At 69.2% G+C, this 18482-nt stretch carries 18 protein-coding genes; 3 read left to right on the top strand and 15 right to left on the bottom strand.

All coding sequences use genetic code 11. From position 1 onward, the window contains the following. Positions 1–39: 39 nt before the first annotated feature. The 4 genes from QM699_RS08945 to QM699_RS08960 all read right to left on the bottom strand — a co-directional run bounded on the left by QM699_RS08945 (position 40) and on the right by QM699_RS08960 (position 3905). Complete coding sequence (locus tag QM699_RS08945; RefSeq protein ID WP_415010797.1) at positions 40–582, bottom strand: PQQ-dependent catabolism-associated CXXCW motif protein; 543 nt, start codon at positions 580–582, stop codon at positions 40–42. Next, the gene (locus QM699_RS08950; RefSeq protein WP_415010798.1) at positions 579–1439 is read right to left on the bottom strand and encodes a quinoprotein dehydrogenase-associated putative ABC transporter substrate-binding protein; all 861 of its coding nucleotides are present in this window, start codon (positions 1437–1439) and stop codon (positions 579–581) included. Before QM699_RS08950 ends, QM699_RS08945 begins: the two co-directional genes overlap by 4 nt. Then, positions 1423–1929: a c-type cytochrome, methanol metabolism-related gene (locus QM699_RS08955; protein WP_415010799.1), complete on the bottom strand. Its 507-nt coding sequence runs from the start codon at positions 1927–1929 to the stop codon at positions 1423–1425. Before QM699_RS08955 ends, QM699_RS08950 begins: the two co-directional genes overlap by 17 nt. 167 nt (positions 1930–2096) lie before the next feature. Next, positions 2097–3905, bottom strand: coding sequence for a methanol/ethanol family PQQ-dependent dehydrogenase (locus tag QM699_RS08960; RefSeq protein ID WP_415010800.1), 1809 nt, complete (start codon positions 3903–3905; stop codon positions 2097–2099). A gap of 294 nt (positions 3906–4199) precedes the next feature. Here QM699_RS08960 and QM699_RS08965 point away from each other — a divergent pair, with 294 nt between their 5' ends. Further along, positions 4200–6446, top strand: a complete 2247-nt coding sequence (locus tag QM699_RS08965; protein WP_415010801.1) for a hypothetical protein — start codon at positions 4200–4202, stop codon at positions 6444–6446. A 156-nt stretch (positions 6447–6602) separates the two neighbouring features. Here the strand turns inward: QM699_RS08965 and QM699_RS08970 are convergent, their stop codons facing one another. Further along, positions 6603–7730 (bottom strand): S-(hydroxymethyl)glutathione dehydrogenase/class III alcohol dehydrogenase, encoded by a 1128-nt coding sequence (locus QM699_RS08970; RefSeq protein WP_415010802.1) that lies wholly within the window; start codon positions 7728–7730, stop codon positions 6603–6605. Positions 7731–7925: 195 nt separating this feature from the next. Beyond that, a complete protein-coding gene (locus QM699_RS08975) occupies positions 7926–8138 on the bottom strand; it encodes a hypothetical protein (protein WP_415010803.1) in 213 nt (70 codons plus the stop codon). Positions 8139–8258: 120 nt separating this feature from the next. On the opposite strand from QM699_RS08975, the gene QM699_RS08980 reads away from it, so the two are divergent. Then, the gene (locus tag QM699_RS08980) at positions 8259–8894 is read left to right on the top strand and encodes a hypothetical protein (RefSeq protein ID WP_415010804.1); all 636 of its coding nucleotides are present in this window, start codon (positions 8259–8261) and stop codon (positions 8892–8894) included. Positions 8895–8936: 42 nt separating this feature from the next. On the opposite strand, the gene QM699_RS08985 is transcribed toward QM699_RS08980, so the two are convergent. Next, positions 8937–9944 carry a quinoprotein relay system zinc metallohydrolase 2 gene (locus QM699_RS08985; RefSeq protein WP_415010805.1) on the bottom strand — a complete coding sequence of 336 codons (1008 nt, stop codon included), beginning with the start codon at positions 9942–9944 and terminating at the stop codon, positions 8937–8939. An 87-nt stretch (positions 9945–10031) separates the two neighbouring features. Here QM699_RS08985 and QM699_RS08990 point away from each other — a divergent pair, with 87 nt between their 5' ends. After that, positions 10032–10832 carry a quinoprotein dehydrogenase-associated SoxYZ-like carrier gene (locus QM699_RS08990; RefSeq protein ID WP_415010806.1) on the top strand — a complete coding sequence of 267 codons (801 nt, stop codon included), beginning with the start codon at positions 10032–10034 and terminating at the stop codon, positions 10830–10832. Positions 10833–10840: 8 nt separating this feature from the next. Here QM699_RS08990 and QM699_RS08995 read toward each other — a convergent pair whose 3' ends face one another. The 8 genes from QM699_RS08995 to QM699_RS09030 form a co-directional block, all read right to left on the bottom strand. Continuing rightward, entirely contained in the window at positions 10841–11299 is a 459-nt protein-coding gene (locus tag QM699_RS08995) for a hypothetical protein (RefSeq protein WP_415010807.1), read from the bottom strand. 129 nt (positions 11300–11428) lie between these two features. After that, complete coding sequence (locus QM699_RS09000) at positions 11429–13096, bottom strand: Na/Pi cotransporter family protein (RefSeq protein ID WP_415010808.1); 1668 nt, start codon at positions 13094–13096, stop codon at positions 11429–11431. Positions 13097–13304: 208 nt separating this feature from the next. Then, entirely contained in the window at positions 13305–14327 is a 1023-nt protein-coding gene (locus tag QM699_RS09005; protein WP_415010809.1) for an LLM class flavin-dependent oxidoreductase, read from the bottom strand. A gap of 91 nt (positions 14328–14418) precedes the next feature. Then, positions 14419–15042 carry a CAP domain-containing protein gene (locus tag QM699_RS09010; protein WP_415010810.1) on the bottom strand — a complete coding sequence of 208 codons (624 nt, stop codon included), beginning with the start codon at positions 15040–15042 and terminating at the stop codon, positions 14419–14421. A gap of 127 nt (positions 15043–15169) precedes the next feature. Next, the gene (locus QM699_RS09015) at positions 15170–17074 is read right to left on the bottom strand and encodes an acyl-CoA synthetase (protein WP_415012723.1); all 1905 of its coding nucleotides are present in this window, start codon (positions 17072–17074) and stop codon (positions 15170–15172) included. A gap of 67 nt (positions 17075–17141) precedes the next feature. After that, positions 17142–17387, bottom strand: a complete 246-nt coding sequence (locus QM699_RS09020) for a hypothetical protein (RefSeq protein ID WP_415010811.1) — start codon at positions 17385–17387, stop codon at positions 17142–17144. 17 nt (positions 17388–17404) lie between these two features. Then, positions 17405–17965, bottom strand: coding sequence for a peptidylprolyl isomerase (locus QM699_RS09025; protein WP_415010812.1), 561 nt, complete (start codon positions 17963–17965; stop codon positions 17405–17407). Beyond that, positions 17962–18462 (bottom strand): peptidylprolyl isomerase, encoded by a 501-nt coding sequence (locus tag QM699_RS09030; RefSeq protein ID WP_415010813.1) that lies wholly within the window; start codon positions 18460–18462, stop codon positions 17962–17964. Before QM699_RS09030 ends, QM699_RS09025 begins: the two co-directional genes overlap by 4 nt. Between the last annotated feature and the right edge of the window lie 20 nt (positions 18463–18482).

Raw genomic sequence — 18482 nt, forward strand, 5'->3', positions numbered from 1 at the left:
GTCAGTCCTCCCTTGGTGCCGCCTTCTTCGGGCGGTTGCCTATCCGCCGGGCTGGAATGGCTGGACGGTCTCCAGAGACCACCCATTCTCCGCCCACCCGTCAACCCCTCGGGGATACCAGAACACGCGCGTGTAACCGAGTTCGACCGCCCGCCGCGCGGCGTTCCACGACATCCAGCAGTCCCGCTTGCAGAACACCACCAGCGGCGCCGTCGGATCGCCCTGCGTCACCGCCTCGAGCCCGGCGCGCAGGTAGTCGAGCGTCTCCGGCGCCAGATCGGCATACCCGGTGTTGGGCAGCCACAGCGCGCCCGGGATGCTGTCGTGCGGCGCCTCGTGCCACACCGTGCCCGCCGGCAGCTCGGGCTTCGGCGCCCGAGGCAGCGCATCGACGAAGCCGACGACGCCGGTCAGCCACAGCGCGTGCGCCGCCTCGTCGCCGATCACCTCGGCACCGGCGAGCGTATCCGGCACTTCGGCCTGATACGGCTCGCCCCGGTATCCCTCCGGCTCCGGCACCCCTGCGCAAACCGGCGCCACGGCCGCGCAGCACAACGCCAGGGCCAGCGCCGCGCGTCTCATGGCGCCGGCAGCGCCTTCGCCGCCGTGCCGTCGTCGTTCAGCAGCGGCACGCCGGCATCCGCGAGGATCCGGTCGATCTGCGGCTGCAGCTTGCGGATCTCCGAGTTCAGCGTCCGCTTCCAGCGGTCCTCGCCCGGGCGCACCCCCATGGTGATCCGGTAGAACAGTCGCGGCCCCGCCGTCTCGTGGATCAGCGGCGTCACCACCAGCTTGCCGTCGTAGCCCTTGGCGAGCGGCCCGGCGATCGGGCCCCACATCAGGCCGGCGTCGATCCTGCCGGCGGCGAGGTCGGCCAGCATGTCCTCATTCGGGTGATAGCGCCGGGTGTCGACCATCAGGTCATAGCTCTGCGCGTCCGGGATCATGCCGAGCCGCGCCAGATGCGTCCCCGGCGGCGTGTTGGCGACATAGCCGATCCGTCGCCCCTTGAGCCGCGGATCCTCCAGCGTCGTCACGTCGTGCAGGTCGCTGTCAGCGCGGGTGACGATGGTGTAGGCCGACGTGTAGTAGGCGTTGGTGTTCAACACCAGTTCGTCGCCCTGGGCGTAACCGATGATGACGTCGCACTGCACGGCGCTCAGCGTCCGCCGCACGAAGCCCTGCGCCATCGGAAACCACGTGTACTGCAGGTCGCGGCCGAGGCTCTCGGCCATCAGCACGGCGATCCTGTTCTCGAACCCGTCGCCGGCCTTGTCGCTCAGCGGAGGATCGGCAGGATCGGCGCACACCCGGAGCGCGGTCGGCGACACCAGGTCGGCGACCTGCGCCCGGCCTGGACCGGGCAGCACCGCGGCGAGCGTCGCCGCCGCGAGCAGGCTGCGCCGCCCCCACCGTGCGGGCTTACCCCATGCAGGCATTCTCTGCCTCGGTGAAGGAAGCGGGCTTGTCCGCGTGCTTCGCAGGCCGGCCGCGCGGCACCTCGCCCGAGCCGACGCTGCGCAGGTAGATATAGATGTCGTCGAGGTAGCACATGATGTTCTTGTTGGTGCCAAAGCTCGGCATCACGAGGTTGCCCTCCTGCTTGCCGTTCACCACCGTCTCGACGAACTTGTAGTAGTCGATGTTCTGGACCGACTTCGCCAGAGCGGGGGCGTAGCTCGACCCCTGCCCGTCCGGTCCGTGGCAGACGTGGCACTCGGAATGATACCGCCGGAACCCAGAGAACGTGTACCAGTCCACGGTGCCGTCCGCGTCGACGTGGAACGTCGGCGTGCCGTCCTCGGCCTGCCACTTGCCGTCGTCCTCGGACACCGCGGCGGCTGGACCGGGCTTGTCCTGGGCGGCGGCGCTGCCGGCGATCAGCGCGGCGGCGGCCAGTCCGGCCAGGATCGGTCTTGCTAGAGTCATCTGGTTCCTCCCGGTTCCGTCCCGGTTTGCTTGCTGTGTGTCGAGCGGCAGGTGTCCCGACTGCCGGCACCTCGCCCTGCCGCCCGGCTGCGGGCCGTCGCGGGCCTTCTCAACGCAACGGGCGAAACACTGGCGGTGTTTCGCCCGTCGTCAGGCGTGCTTCCGGGTCAGTTCGGCAGCTGGAAGACGGTCAGCTGGCCGCCGAGGGCGGTGTAGTCGCTGAGCGCCGCATAGCCGCCGACGGCGCCGAGACCGTCCGTCGGATTGTCGAGCCCGGCCGCCAGGCCGATGCCCGCCCAGCCGCCGACGCCCGAGAGCACACCGACGAACTGCTTGCCCGCGTGCTCATAGGTGAACACGTTGCCGATGATGCCCGAGGGGGTCTTGAACTTGTAGAGTTCCTTGCCCGTCTCGGCGTCGACCGCCTTCAGATAGCCTTCGAGCGTGCCGTAGAACACCACGCCGCCCTTGGTCGCGAGCGCGCCCGACCACACCGAGAACTGCTCGGGCAGCGACCACTTGATCTCGCCCTTGATCGGATCCCAGGCGATGAAGTTGCCCATGCCGCCGTGGCTGTTCGGCGCCGGGAACATCGAGAGCGTCGCGCCGACGAACGGCTGGCCCGCGGTGTAGCTGACACGGAACGGCTCGTAGTCCATGCAGACGTGGTTGGTCGGCACGTACATGAGCTTGGTGTCGGGCGACCACGCCGAGGGCTGCTGGTCCTTGGTGCCGAGCGCCGCCGGGCAGACGCCCTGCGTGTTCACGTCCTCGCCGTTGTGGTCGGTCGACATCGCCTCGACCACCGCCGGCCGGCCGAAGGTCGGCGACTTCGGGTCCATGTCGACGCCGGTGGTCCAGTTCACCGCCGGGTCGTACTTGCTCGCCACCAGCAGCTCGCCGGTCTCGCGGTCGAGGGTGTAGGCGAGGCCGTTCCGGTCGGGATGGAACAGGAGCTTGCGATCCTTGCCGTCGATCTTGTCGTTGAACAGCACCATCTCGTTGACGCCGTCATAGTCCCACTCGTCGTGCGGCGTCATCTGGTAGAGCCACTTCGCCATCCCGGTGTCGGGGTCGCGGGCGAAGATCGTCATCGAATACTTGTTGTCGCCCGGGCGCTGCGCCGGGTTCCAGGTCGAGGGGTTGCCGGTGCCGTAGTAGACGAGGTTCAGCTCCGGGTCATAGCTGTACCAGCCCCAGGTGGTGCCGCCGCCGGTCTTCCACTGATCGCCTTCCCACGACGCGAGCGAGCTGTCCTTGCCCACCGGCTTGCCGAGAACGGTGGTCTTGTCCGGATCGACGAGGATCTCGTTGTCGGGCCCGGTCGAATACGCCCGCCAGGCCATCGACCCGTCCTTGATGTTGTAGGCGGTCAGGCTGCCGCGGACGCCGAATTCGCCGCCCGAGATGCCGACCAGCACCTTGTCCTTCACCGGCATCACGGTGGCGGTGTTGGTCTCGCCCTTGGTCGGGTCGCCGTTCACCACGCTCCACTTCACCGCGCCGGTCTTCGCGTCGAGTGCGACCAGAGTCGTATCGGCCTGGTGGAGGAAGATCGTGTCGTCGGCATAGGCGAGGCCGCGATAGACGGTGTCGCAGCACATGACCGCGATCACGTCCGGGTTCTGCTTCGGCTCGTAGCGCCAGACGATCTTGCCGTCCTGGTTCAGGTCGAGCGCGTAGACGATGTTCGGGAACGGCGTGTGGACATACATCATGTTGCCGACGACGAGCGGCGAGCCCTCGTGGCCGCGCAGCACGCCGGTCGAGAACGACCAGGCGACCTGCAGGCTCTTGACGTTGTCCTTGGTGATCTGGTCCAGCGTCGAGTACCGGGTGTTGCCGTAGTCCCCGGTCTGGATCGCCCAGTTCGCCGGATCCTTCGTCGCCTCCAGCACGCTGTCGTTCGCGAATGCCGGCAGACCTGCCGTCGCCAGAAGCGCCGCAGTCAGCGACGTGACACAGCGTAGCGTCATTCGTTGTCCTCCCGAAAAGCTTGCCCCGGCTCTTTCATTTGCCGGCTCCACCCCAGGGCCCCAGGCGGGCCGGATCTTTATTTAAGGGGCCGACTATCCCGGCATCCTCCGTTTTGCGTGATAAATATCCCCCCCGACAATTGGACGGTCAACGTAAAACGGCCGAGCCGAGACGAAAGGAGTAGCACCAGCGCTCCACCGGCGCGCGAAGGCCCTGCGGCGCCGCGACCCGAGCCTTGACAGCGTGGTCGCGGCATCCTGAGATGTACGAGGCCCTTCAGACACGGGACCAAAGTGCCCACGTTCAATGTCACCAGCTTTGTCGCCTTCACGAATCTTTGTGTCGCGGGGTGGCGCCTTGCAGCGGGTTCGACGACGGTAGATCGGCTGAAGGCGCTTTCCGACATCGCAAACGGAAAGGTCTCGCTTGATGCCGCCCTCGCCAGCACGGGCCTTGCTGCCGTTGCAGAAGAGATGGCTCGCGTCGGCCAGGAACACACCCAGCACTTCACCCATGCCGGTCCCGCCCGCGACGATGCAATCGCGCTATTTTGGCAGGTCGCCCCGTCGGCCTTTTCCGATCCCGCGACGTTTGCCGCCGGCCACCTGGACCCGACGCTCACCGCCGAGCGGATGATTGCCGCAGTCCGCGCAGGTCCTTACGCCCGCGACTTCTGCGCGTCGCCGCTTGCCGAGCAGCTTTTCCGAACCGTCGCGCTTGCGACCCTCGAAGTGATGTTCACCCGCGCCGCCACGGTCGCCGCACTCTCGCCGGCACTCTGGCGCGAACAACTGACCATGACCTCCGAAGTCAGGGACGCCAGCTCCCAAACGCTGCTTCTCGTACAAAAGCTGCTGGAGGAGAAGGCGACGACGGTCCCCGAGATCACCCTTATCGCGATGGCGCGGAAGATCATTCCACGCGTCGCCAGCCTTGACGAGGCGCTGCGAGCCTTGGACGCCGCCGCCGACCTTGCCGCCGAATCCCGCGCTCGCGGCGAGGCCGGCTCGAACGTCGACGCCTTCGTCGACTCCACCCTTCGCCGCCTCGCCACTCTCACTGACGAAGGCCGCCTCGACGCCGCCGCTCAAGCTGCGGACGACGCGGTCGCTCAGGCCGAGGCCGGTATCGTGCAGCTCCTCGATGCAGCCATCCGCCAACACCTCCTCGCCGCGGACGCCGAGGCGGCTTCCCGACATATCGTGCGGAAGCTTACGCTCGAAGCGTCACATCGGTCGCAGCTAGCGGAGCGTTTGCGCTCGGAGCGCACCGTTTGGTATGAGCGGGGTCGGGACCACGGTCTGAAACTTGATTTGGAAGTTGCAATCGCACTTGCGAGGCAAGTCGTACAACTGGCACGCAACTACGACGAGCGGGGCGCCGCTTTGGACAATCTTGCTTCCGTCCTTGCTGAACTTGGTCGGCGTGAGAGCAGCACATCGCGACTACTTGAAGCAGTCGATGCATGCAAAGCTGCCCTGCAGGAGCGAACGCGTGAGCGCGTCCCAATTTACTGGGCTGCCACTCAAATGAACCTCGGCACCGTGCTTCGGATGATAGGCGAGCGTAAGAGCGACACGGCGCGCTTGGAGCAGGCGGTTGCTGCGCTGCAGGCCTCGCTGGAGGTCTGGACCCGCGAGGGCCAGCCACTCGATTGGGCGCAAGCGCAAATGAACCTGGGAAATGCGCTTCAGACGATCGGAAGTCGCGAAGATAGCACGGAACGATTAGATGCGGCAATCGCCGCCTATGACGCTGCGCTCGAAGTCTGGTCACGAGAGGACCACCCGCAGGATTGGGCATTGACTCAGACAAATCTCGCCAATGCTCTGCGTACACTCGGGATGCGTGAGACCGGGACGGAAAAGCTAGAGCGGGCGGTAGTTGCTCTCAGATCAGTGCTGGATGTGTGGACACGCGAACTGATGCCCTTTCGGTGGGCCGTGGCCCAGCTGAACTTGGGCATAGCGCTCCATGGGCTGGGCCAACGGGAGCAGAATCCCGGGCATCTGCGGGAGGCTATCGTCGCGATCCGTGCTGCGCTGGAAGAGTTCACCCGGGAGCGGGCAACATCCCATTGGGCAAACGCCCACATGAATCTTGGAAACTCGCTTCTCGCACTTGGGGAGAGGGAAGAAAACTCGGAATGCGTGGCTGACGCAGTCATCGCTTTTCGTTCCGCGTTGGAAGAACAGCCGCGCGAGCAAATGCCGTTCGAATGGGCCAGAACCCAAAGCAATCTTGGTGCAGCGCTCACGACGCTCGGACGCATGGAGACCGGAACTGCGCGTCTGGAGGAAGCTGTCGTCGCATTCCGCGCCGCTCTCAAGGAACGGACTCCTGACAGAGCACCCCTCGATTGGGCACGAACGCAGACCAATCTGGCGGACGCGCTCGGCTTGATAGCTCGTCGACTTGGGCAACCCTTAGACGAAGCCCTTGCCGCAATCGACGCTGCACTGGACGTACTTCGAAGCACGGGTTCCGAGCCACACCTGCGCACAGCGGGATCGGTACGTCGCCGGATCATCGACGGCTAGAAGTCTTTGCGTTAAGCCCGTTAAAACTTTCGCCCCTTCGCGAAAACCCGTGCATGATCCGTGCATACCCAATGCCGCGCGTTCATCTCGATTCGATGAATCGACAAGCTGTTCTTGCGGTCGCGCTCCGGGGGCCAAAGCCCCCGGGGCCTCGGGTCAGAACACCACGACCGAGCGGATCGACTCGCCCGAGTGCATCAGGTCGAAGCCCTTGTTGATGTCCTCGAGCTTCAGCAGGTGGGTGATCATCGGGTCGATCTGGATCTTCTTCTCCATGTACCAGTCGACGATCTTCGGGACGTCCGTCCGCCCGCGCGCCCCGCCGAACGCCGTGCCCATCCACGTGCGCCCGGTCACGAGCTGGAACGGCCGGGTCGAGATCTCGGCGCCCGCCGGCGCCACGCCGATCACCACCGACTTGCCCCAGCCGCGATGAGAGCATTCAAGGGCTTGCCGCATGACCTTCACGTTGCCGGTGCAGTCGAAGGTATAATCCGCGCCGCCGATCTGGTCCGCGCCCCGCTTCGTCAGGTTGACGATGTAGGGCACGACGTCGCCGTCGATCTCCTTCGGGTTGACGAAGTGCGTCATTCCGAAGCGCTCGCCCCACTCCTTCTTGTCGTTGTTCAGGTCGACGCCGATCACCATGTCCGCGCCCGCCATCGCGAGCCCCTGGATCACGTTGAGACCGATCCCGCCCAGCCCGAACACGACCGCGGTCGCGCCCTGCTCGACCTTTGCAGTGTTGATGACGGCGCCGACGCCGGTCGTCACGCCGCAGCCGATGTAGCAGATCTTGTCGAACGGCGCATCCTCGCGGACCTTCGCCACCGCGATCTCCGGGAGCACGGTATAGTTCGAGAACGTCGAGCAGCCCATGTAGTGAAAGATCGGCTTGCCCTTGTACGAGAAGCGCGACGTCCCATCCGGCATCAGGCCCTGACCCTGCGTCGCGCGAATCGCGGTGCAGAGGTTGGTCTTTCTGCTCAGGCACGACGGGCATTCACGGCACTCGGGCGTGTAGAGCGGGATGACGTGATCGCCCTTCTTCAGCGACTTCACGCCCGGACCGACCTCGACCACGACCCCGGCGCCCTCGTGCCCGAGGATCGACGGGAAAAGCCCCTCCGGGTCGGCGCCCGACAGGGTGAATTCGTCGGTGTGGCAGATGCCGGTCGCCTTGATCTCGACCATCACCTCGCCTTCCTTCGGCCCCTCGAGATCGACCTCGACGATCTCCAGCGGCTTGCCGGCCTCGAAGGCCACGGCGGCCTTGGTGCGCATATGCTCCTCCCGTCTGAGAAAAAGACCGATTTCCCCTGCTTCGGCAGGGTTTGGCCCTGAAACGCGACGGACCTTAGCGCGTCCGGCTGCTGGCTGAAACTCCGATCTAAGTCGCGGAAGACGCGCATCCCCCGGACGGCTATCCGGCCCGGCCGACGCTTCTGCCGATGTCCACGCGGCCCCGTGTCGGCGCGCTCAGGCCCGGTCGGCGCCGCGTGCCGGATCCTCGCAGTGCCACGCGCCGATCCGGTAGCCGGGATGCTCGACGCTCCAGTTGGCGAGCGTGGGCGGCGCCTCCATCAGGCAGGAGGACATCGCACCGCCGCCCTGCGCGAGGAAGCTCAGCGTCTTTTCCTCGCACGCCTCGGGGCGGCCGATCAGGCAGGCCATGAACACAAGCTCGATCACCGGCGTCTCCCTTCGACCTTGGCGTGGTGGCGCTCACGCCCGCCGCGTCCTATCACTGGGGAAACCATAGCACGGCTCGCCCCGTGGCGATGCCGGTCAAAGGTAGGAGGATCCCCGGAAATGCGCACCTCGCTTTCGCTCGTGCGGTTGGCGGCGCTTCCCGGCCCGGCGCTGGCGCTGGCGCTGTCGATCGCTGCTCCGGCCGTGGCGCAGCCGGCGGTCGATCCCGACTGGCCCTGCGTCCAGCGCAAGGTGCCGGAGCTGAGCATCGGCCAGATGTGGTCCGGGCCGCTGCCTTCCGAGGGTGCGGCGCCGGATGCTTCGGTGGCCGATCTCGCCGGCCGGATTGCGCCGCGCCGGATCGACGACGACGCGGTGAAGGCCGCGGTCTCCGCCTACGCCGCCTCGCTTCCGGCCGGAGAGCGGCCCGAACGGCTGGCGGAGGTATTCTCGGCGGTGCTGGACCGGATCAATGCCGAACGGTCGCAGGTCATCACCGGGATCTCGCACTACTCCCATCGCCAGATCGAGATGGCCGACCGCATCACCGCGCGCGAGGCCGCGCTCGCGGACCTTGCTGCGGTTCCGGAAGACCAGCGCGACATGGACAAGTTCGAGGAGGAGCAGGACGCGATCAAGTGGGACACCCGGGTCTATCGCGACCGGCAGCAGTCGCTGTCCTACGTCTGCGAGACCCCGGTGCTGCTGGAGCAGCGCGCCTTCGCGATCGCGCGGATCCTGCAAGGGTTGATCTGAGAGGGCAGGCTTTCGGACGACAGTCCCGTCGCCCGATGGGCGTCACTCCCATTCGAGTTCCCGATAGGCGGTCGTCGCGTTCCGGGCGTTGAAGTCGTCAAACAACTGCCAGCCGTCGGCGAGGTCCGCGCCGACGTGCCGGCTCGCCGCCCCGAGGCTCTCGCCGGCGTCGAGCGCGGCGCGCGTCTCGGCCACGAGACCGGCCAGATAGGCGGCGGTCGGTGCCGCGCCGGACGGCCAGCCGAGCACCGGCCCGCCGTGGCCGGGCACGACCCGGGCAGCGGGCTCGGCCGCGAGCGCGCGCAGGACCTCGATCCATCCCAGCACCGAGCCGTCGAGCGACGGCGTGTGCCGGTCGAACACCAGGTCGCCGAGAAACCACGTGTCGGTCGCGGTATCGCGCACCGTCAGGTCGTTGTCCGTATGCGCCGTCGGCTCGGCCGAGAGCCGCAGCGCGCGGCCACCGAGGTCGAGCGTCTCGCTGGCGGTGACCGTCTGGTCGGGCAGGACCAGCCGGCTGCCGAGCGCCGACACGGGCCCCACCTGCCGCTCCAGCGCGGCGACATAGCTCTCCGCGCGCGCGCCGAGCGCGGCGGGCAGGCGGTCGCTCGCGACGATCCGCGCGCCCGCCTCGCGAAACACCTCGGCGCCGAACACGTGGTCCGGGTGCATGTGTGTCAGGATCAGCCAGCGCACCGGCAGATCGGTCCGGGCCCGGATCGCGGCATAGAGCGCCTCGCCGATCGCGCGGGTATTGCCGGCATCGACGACGGCCACCGCGTCCTGCCCGATCACGAAGCCGAGATTGGCGATGTCGCCGCCGTTCTCCGGGCTGGCGAGCGCCACGGCGCCGGTGTGGACGAAGACCCCGGGCGCCACCTCCGCGACCGCGAGGGCGGGCACCTCCGCCGCCGTGACGCAGCGGCTGCCGGCCAGCGACAGCCCGGGGTGCGCCGCGACCCAGGCCCCGGCCCGCTCCGCCGCGCAGTCGCCCGGCAGCAGCCTGTCCGAGCAGAATCTCCGGTGCCGCCATGAGGCAGACGCTGGCAAGGAGGCCGATCACCTGCGACCTCCGTCCCCTTTGCCGCACCGCGCGGACGCGCTACCTTCCAAGCAGGCCACCCGCGGGAGGACTCCATGACCGCATTCCGGCGCCTCGCTGCCCTGCTCCTTGCCAGCCTGCTCGCGTGCGGCCCGGCGTTGGCCGACGACCGGCCCAGCCCGCTGCAGCCGAGCGACAGCTGGGACGCGATCCGCGGCGACGTCGCCGCGCCGGGCGAGATTCGCGACGGCGCCGGCCTCTACGCACTCGAGGCGCCGATGCGCGCCGAGGATGCCGCCGCAGTGCCGGTTCGCATCACCGCCGCCCCCGGCGCGCCCGAGGTGAAGCGGGTCACGCTGGTGGTCGACGAGAACCCCGCGCCCGTGGCCGCCACCTTCGAGATCGGCGCCGCGATGCAGCCGCTCGACCTCGAGATCCGGCTGCGGGTCGACGCGTACTCCAACCTTCGCGCGATCATCGAGGCGGCGGACGGCCGGCAGTACATGACCGGACGGTTCGTCCGCGCCTCCGGCGGCTGCTCCGCCCCCGCGGCCACCGACGCCGCGGCCGCCAAGGCGAGCCTCGGCCAGATGAAGGTGCGCTGGTTCGACACCGACCCGGACGGCCGGCGCGAGGCGCAGGTGATGCTGCGTCATCCCAACAATTCGGGAATGCAGCGCGATCAGGTGACGCTGCTGTTCATCCCCGCCGACTTCGTCAACTCGCTTGTCGTCTCGCAGGGGGCGGAACCGCTCTTCACCGTCACCGGGGGCATCTCGATCAGCGAGAACCCGACGTTCCGCTTCCGCTACCTGCCCAACGGTGCGCCCATCTCGGTGCGCGCGACCGACACCGACGGCGGCGTCTATCAGGGCACCTTCCCGGCCGACAGCTGAGGCGACGTCTAGAAGCAGCGCACGCTCCCCTCCGCCTGCGCCCGGCGCAGGGTCTGGACGAACGCCTTGGCCGGCGGCGCGGAGCGCATCGCCTCGACCCGTTCGCCCGTGGTCTGCATCATGGCGAGCACCGTCTCGGCCTCGACGTAATCGTCGTACGGCACGATCGACGCGATCACGTCGATCGAACAGGAGCAGCGGCGCAGCGTGTCGGCACTCCGCCCGTTCGTGGCCATGCATGCAAACACGTATTCGGCCCGCGCCTCGGTCGGGTAGTCGTTGATCGCACTCGCTTCCGGCGCGGCCATGGCGCCGCCCGTCACCCCCGCCGGCCCGATCACGACGGTCGGCGCCACCACCACCGTCCCCGCTGCCGGCCCGTCAGCGCCCCCGGCACCGGGCGCGGCCTGCGCGTGCGCCTGCGCGGCGGCAAACAGCGCGAGCAGGAGTGGAACGACGAGCTTCATGACGGCCTCCCGAAGTCGCCGGCTCCGCGCGGGCCGGTCTTTGCACCGATCCTAGCGCCGCCCCGCCTGCTGGCAACCCGACCTTGGCACTCCCTCAAGCCGTCGCGACGCGGCGGCGCCGGCGGGTGCTCACCGCACGGCGCGCAGCCGCGAGCCGCGCAGCATCCCGCGCTCCTCCAGCACCGGATAGGCGATGGCCGCCAGCAGGGAGTTGATCTGCTTCAGGTCGCGGATGGTGTCGAGGTGGATGGTGCTCGTCTCGATGCTCCGCGGCGTGCCCTCGCTCAGCCGGCCGAAATGCCGGTCGCTCGACGCCCGCTCCAGGTCGCGCAGCCGTTCCTTCTCCTCGACGATCTGCCGCGCGGTCTCCAGGTCGCGACTCACCAGCACGTTGAAGGCGAGCCGCGCGGTGCCGAGCACCGACTGGTGGATCCGCACCAGCTCGTTCCAGCCGTCGGGGGTGAAGTGCAGGTCGTACTTCATCTTCTTGCGCACATGCGCGAGCAGGTTGCGCACCACGATGTCGCCCACCTGCTCGAGCTTCACGCAGGCGCCGAGCAGCTCCTGCGCCCGCATCGCGTCCACCGGATCGAGCGGGCGCGCCGTGACCCGGGCGAGATAGAGCTTGATCGCCGCGTGCTTGCGGTCCAGCCGGTCGTCGAGCGCGGCGAGCGCGCACGTCCGCTCCTCGTCCGGGTCGGCATAGAGGTCGATCACCTGCGCAAGCATGGCCTCGACCAGCTCGCAGGTGCGCAGCACCTCGCGCGTGGCGTTCGCGAGTGCCTGCCGCGGCACGCCGATCACGCTCTCGTCGAGCGCCGAGACGTCGATCTCGGCCGACCGCTCCGGGACGTCCCGCCGCGTGGTCAGCCGGACCAGCCGCTCCGACGCGGCATAGACCAGCCGCGACAGCGGCAACCCGAGGCAGAGGACCAGCACGTTGAAGAGGAGATGCGCATTCACCACCCGCGCCGCGTCGCCGCTGCCGAGGAACGCCAGCGCCGGAGTGGCCGCGGTGAAGGCCGCGAGCAGCGCCAGCGACCCGGCGCCCCGCATCAGCAGGTTGCCCACCGGCACCACCCGGGCCTCCGGCGCCATCGACCGGGTGAGCACCGGCGCGATGAACGAGCTGCCGAGGTTGACCCCGAGCACCAGCACGATGGCCAGATCCTCCGGCACGACCCCGCGGCCGACCAGCGCCGCGAGAAGCAGCACGGCCGCGATCGACGAATGGAACAGCCACGTGACCAGCGCCGCGAGCAGATAGGCGGCCAGCGGATCGCCCGAGAAATATGCCACCACCGCCGGCAGCGCCGGGCTGTCGCGCAGCGGCTCCGACGCCTCGCCGATCATCCCGAGCGACAGCAGCAGCAGGCCGACCCCGATCAGGATCCGCCCGACCTGACGATACTCCCGCCGCTCCGTCACCATGAAGAGCCCGGTTCCGGCGATGAGCGCCACCGGCACCAGCAGGGAGAGATTGAAGCTCAGCAGTTTCGCCACCGCCGCCGAGCCCACCTCGGCGCCGCGCACCGCGAGCTGCCCGGTCAGGCCGCCGACGATCCCCGACCCGGCGAACGACGCGATGAGCAGCGTGACGGCGGTGGAACTCTGGAAGGCGATCGCCAGCCCGGCTCCGACCAGCACCGCGAGCCCCGGCCGGTCCAGCGTGCGGCGCAGCCGCAGGCGCAGCACCTCGCCATAGGCCCGCTCCACCCCGGTCCGCACCATCCGCGTCGCGTAGAGCATGAGGGCGACCGCCCCGCCGAGGTGCAGCAGCACCTCCGACCCGGTCATCGTACCGCCCCGCCGGACACCGTCGCGAGGCCAGATACCGATGTGGGGATCCACGGTCGCATCACAGGATGGTGGCACCCAATGGAAAGCTTGACAACTTACGTGGCGCCGAATGTCGCCAGCACATGGTTAACAATCCGTTATCGCCGACCCGCACGCCCGGCGTCGGGCGTCCCCGTGCGGACTGGCCGACGGACGTCCGGCCGGCTCAGCGCCAGCCGAGGGCCGGGGCGACGTGCGTCAGGATCGCCTCGAGCACGTGGGCATTGTAGTCGACGCCAAGCTGGTTCGGCACGGTGAGGAGCAGCGTATCGGCCTCGGCGATCGCCTCGTCCTTGGCCAGCTCGGCCACCAGCCTGTCCGGCTCGGCGGCATAGGAGCGCCCGAAGATCGCGCGCGTGTTCTCCTCGATGTAGCCGAGCGAGTCGCTCGCCTCGCCCGAGCCGCCGAAATAGGCGCGGTCCTGATCGTTCATCAGCGCGAAGATGCTGCGGCTCACCGAGACGCGCGGCTCGCGCGCATGGCCCGCCGCCTTCCAGGCGGCACGATAGGCGCGGATCTGCTTTGCCTGCTGGATGTGGAACGGCTCGCCGGTCTCGTCGAACTTCAGGGTGGAGCTTTGCAGGTTCATCCCCCGCTCCGCCGCCCAGACCGCGGTCGCGTCCGTCGCGGCCCCCCACCAGATCCGCTCGCGCAGCCCCTCGGAGTGCGGCTCCAGCCGCAGCAGGCCGGGCGGGTTCGGGAACATCGGCCGCGGGTTCGGCTGCGCGAAGCCATTGCCCTCGATCACCTGCAGGAAGACCTCGGCGTGGCGCCGCGCCATGTCGGCGTCGCTCTCGCCCTCGGCCGGCCCGTAGCCGAAGGACCGCCAGCCGTCGATGACCTGCTCCGGCGAGCCGCGGCTGATCCCGAGCTGCAGCCGCCCACCGGCGATGAGGTCGGCCGATCCGGCATCTTCCGCCATGTAGAGCGGATTCTCGTAGCGCATGTCGATGACCGCGGTGCCGATCTCGATCCGGCTGGTCTGCGCGCCCATCGCCGCGAGTAGCGGAAACGGCGAGGCGAGCTGGCGCGCGAAGTGATGCACCCGGACATAGGCGCCGTCGATCCCGAGCGCCTCGGCGGCCACCGCCAGCTCGATCGACTGCGTGAGCGCGTCGGCGGCGCTGCGCGTGCCCGAGCCGCGCGTCGGCGACCAGTGACCAAACGACAGGAACCCGATCTTCTTCACCACACCGCCTCCGCCCGGCCGACCTTCGTGGGCGGCGCTGGCCGGCAACGTATGTCCCGCCCGCCGGGATGCAAGCGGACTCGGCCGGTCGTCAGTCGGCGAAGTCCTGCACGAGATAGAAATCGCCGCACGCCGGGCCGGTCGCATCCGCCGCGATGCCGGTCCCGAGCCGGGTGTAGTTCTTCGACAGGAGCGAGGCGCGGTGCGGCGGCGAGGCGAGCCAGCGGTTCACCACCTGCTGCGCGAGGCTCGCATAGGTGTGCCGCGGCACCGGCGCGCCAGTGTCGCCGTCGGTGAAGCGGCAGCCGTCGTGCGCCACCGAGATCGGCCGCCCGAGCAGCCGGAACACCTTGTCCCGGGCAATGTTCTCGGCGGCGAGCCGGAAGCTCAGGGACTGCCGGTGGATCCGCTGCTTCAGGTCCCGCTGGCCCTTCACCGGCAGGACGTGGGAGTGGGTGCGCAGCCGCGCCATGTTGCGGGCGTGATCGCTCGCGGCCTGCGACAAGCCGGCATCGAGCCGCAGCGGCGCCCGGCCGCTGGCCGCGCGCGCGGCGTTGGAATAGCGCAAGACCGCCTCGCCGAACAGCTGCTGGTCCGGCGCATCCAGCGACACCGCCACGTCGAAGCGCCCGGGCATCGGGCCCGCCGTCGCCGCCGCCAGCGGCAGCAGGGCCGCGACGAGTCCCCACAGGACCATGACGAGGCGGCGAGGCATCGGCGATTCTCCCGGGCAACAGCGGCAGTATGCGCCAGCCTTGGGGTCAGCCGATTGGCGGCGCCTAAAGGCGCCCGACCCGATGAGCGGAGAGTCGCCGACTGGTTGACGAAACCCTCACGGCGGATCAGCCGCCGTGCGGCCCCGTCCATTCCCACGTCACCGCAAAGCCCGCGAGCGCGGCGGTCGCCGCGGGATCGTCAGGGCCGGCGGTGCCGGGGCGGATCCGCGCCACGAGGCCCCGGCGGCGGTCCTCGACCACCTCCGCCACCCGGGCGCCACTGTCCGCCGCGATCAGCGCCGCGTCGAGCACCCGCCCGATCGCCATCCGCCGCAGGTCCGGCTTGAAGATCTTGCCGACCGCGGTCTTGGGCAGCGCCGGCATGATCTCGAGATGCTTCGGCACCGCCGCCGGCTCGGCGACCCGCTCCCGGACGTGCGCCGTCAGGGCCTCGGGCGAGACCGACCGCCCGGCGACCAGCTCGACGTAGACCGCGGGCACCTCGCCGGAGCGCGCGTCGGGCTGGCCGATCGCTCCGGCAAACGCCACGTCGGGATGCTGCATCAGCGCGTCCTCGATCATCGCCGGGTCGATGTTGTGCCCGCCCCGGATGATGAGATCCTTCGCCCGCCCGGTGATCCAGAGATAGCCCGCCGCATCCAGCCGCCCGAGATCGCCCGTCCGCAGAAAGCCGCCCTCGGCCATCATTCCGCGATTGAGCCGCGGCTCGGCATAGACCTCGGCGTGCACCCCCGGCGCCCGGACGCAGATCTCGCCCACCTCCTCGACGTCGCAGGACCGCAGGATCCGGCCGTCGCCGTCACAGTGCAGGATCCGCACCTCGGTATACGGCACGGGCAGCCCGACGCTGCCGATCCGCCGCTCGCCGTACGGCGGGTTGACGGCGACGAGGCACGTCGCCTCCGTCATGCCGTATCCCTCGATCACCGTCACCCCGGCCGCCGCCTCGAACCGGCGGAACAGCTCGACCGGCATCGCCGACGATCCGCAGATCGCCAGACGCAGGCTCGAGACGTCGGCGTCGACCTTGCGCTGCATCAGCGCCGCCACCGCCGTCGGCACCGCCACCATGAACGTCGCCCGATGCCGCTCGATCAACTTCCAGAAGCTGTCGAACACGCCCTCGCCGCGATAGCCCTGCGGCGTCGGCAACACCAGACAGGCCCCGGAGACGAGACAGGCCATGAAGATCGGATAGGCCGCGAGCACGTGGAAGAGCGGCAACGGACACATGAGCACGTCCTCCTCGCCAAAGGCGTAGGACGCGCCGCACCAGCCGTTGTAGAGGATGCCGCCGGCGCGGTGCTGCGCCAGCTTGGGCAAGCCGGTGGTGCCGCCGGTGTGGAAGCGGGCGCAGACCCGGTCGCCGCCCGTCTCGGCAAAGTCGAGCGCGTCGGCCCGCTCGCGCGACAGGGCGGCACGGAAATCGGCGATCCGCGCGTGATGCCGCACCCGCCGCCGCGGCCGGATGAGCGGCACGACCAGTTGCAGCGGCCACGGCAGGTACTGGCGCAGGTCCACCTCGAGCACCACCCGCACCTCGGGCGCGAGCGACACCGCCTCGGCCACCCGGTCGGAAAGGTCGCTCTTCGGGAACGGCGCCAGCGTCACCACCACCTGCGCGCCCGCCTCGCGCAGCAGGTGGGCGATGTGCTCGGGCGCCAGCAGCGGGTTCACCGGCATCACCACGCCCGCCGTCGCTCCGGCAAGCAGCATCACCGCCGCCTCGATGCCGTTCGGCAGCACGAACGCAACGGTGTCCGCGTCGCCCACCCCGAGCCGGCGAAACAGGTTTGCCGCCCGGGTCACGTCCGCCCGGACCGTCGCCCAGTCCAGCGTCACCGCCTTGTCGTCCGGCCCGCCCTGCAGCTGAAAGGTCAGCGCGGGCCTGCGCGGCACGCGGCCGGCCGTCTCGAGCAACTGCGTGTAAAGTGTGGCCGCGCCCAGCCGCGCCGGCCAGGGCATCTCGGCCTCTATCGCGCGGATGTCGTCCGACGTCGCGATCCGGATCAAGACCACCTCCCCGGCCGCGAGAGGCGCCGGCGCGACCCGTCAGAGCCCCGCCGGCCGCCCGCTCTCAGGCCTTCCGCCCGGCGTCCAGCCGGCCGCGCACCGCGTCGAGCCGCGCCTCCAGCGCATCATAGCTGGAATGCGCCCGTGACGGCTCGTCGTGCGTCACTTCCTCGAAGTCGTCGTTGATCGTCTCGAGCAGGTCGCCGATGTCGTCGTTCTCGAAATCGTCGCGGTTCTCGAGCCGCGCCCGCGCCGACTCGATCGCCGTGCCGAGCGCCTTCATGCGTTCGTCGAGCCCGGGTTTCGCCATGCCTCGCTCCTCCCCTGTCAGTCGGCCTTTACCGTGACCTTTGCCATCCAGTCCGGATCGCTCACCGCGCCGCTCGGCAGCGCGCCGCGCCTAATCCGGTCCACCACGTCCTGCCCCGCGATCACCTTGCCGACCACGGTGTACTGGCCGTTCAGGCTCGGGGCCGGGGCGAACATGATGAAGAACTGGCTGTTGGCCGAATTCGGATCCTGCGCCCGCGCCATGCCGACGGTGCCCCGCTCGAACGGGATGTCGGAGAACTCCGCCTTCAGGTCCGGCATGTCCGAGCCGCCCATCCCCGCCTGCGCGATGTCGGGGGAGCCCTTGCGGCCGAACTGCACGTCGCCCGTCTGCGCCATGAAGCCGTCGATCACCCGGTGGAACACCACCCCGTCGTAGGCGCCCGCCTTGGCCAGCGCCTCGATCTGGGCGACGTGCTTCGGCGCGACATCGGGCAGGAGCTCGATCTCGACCGTGCCCTTGACCGAGCCGTCCACCTGGATCTCCAGCGTGTCCGCCTGTGCCGCGCCGGCCGCGATGGCGAGCGCGAGGCCGGCCCCGAGAGCGACCCGCTTCATGCGTCGGCCGCCACGCGGACCTTGACCATGCGGTCGGGGCTGGAAGGCGGCTCGCCGCGGGTGATCTTGTCGACGTGCTCCATGCCCTTCGCGACACGCCCCCAGACGGTGTACTGGCCGTTCAGGAAGTGACCGTCCTTGAACATGATGAAGAACTGGCTGTTGCCGCTGTTCGGGTTCTGGCTGCGCGCCATGCCGACGACGCCGCGGTCGAACGGCAGCTTCGAGAACTCCGCCGGCAGGTCCGGCTGGCTCGATCCGCCCGTGCCGGCGCGGCGGATGTTGAAGCCATCCTCCATGTCGCCGTTCTCCACGTCGCCGGTCTGCGCCATGAAGCCCTCGATCACCCGGTGAAAGGCGACGTTGTCGTACTCGCCCGCGCGCGCCAGCGACCTGATGCGATCGACATGCTTCGGCGCCACGTCCGGCAGCATCTCGATCTCGACGACGCCGCCGTCCTTCAGCTCGATGACGAGCGTGTTCTCGGGATCGGCCATCGTTTTTCCTCCTCGGTTGG

This window comes from Amaricoccus sp., from assembly GCF_047602525.1.
Taxonomy (GTDB): Bacteria; Pseudomonadota; Alphaproteobacteria; order Rhodobacterales; family Rhodobacteraceae; genus Amaricoccus.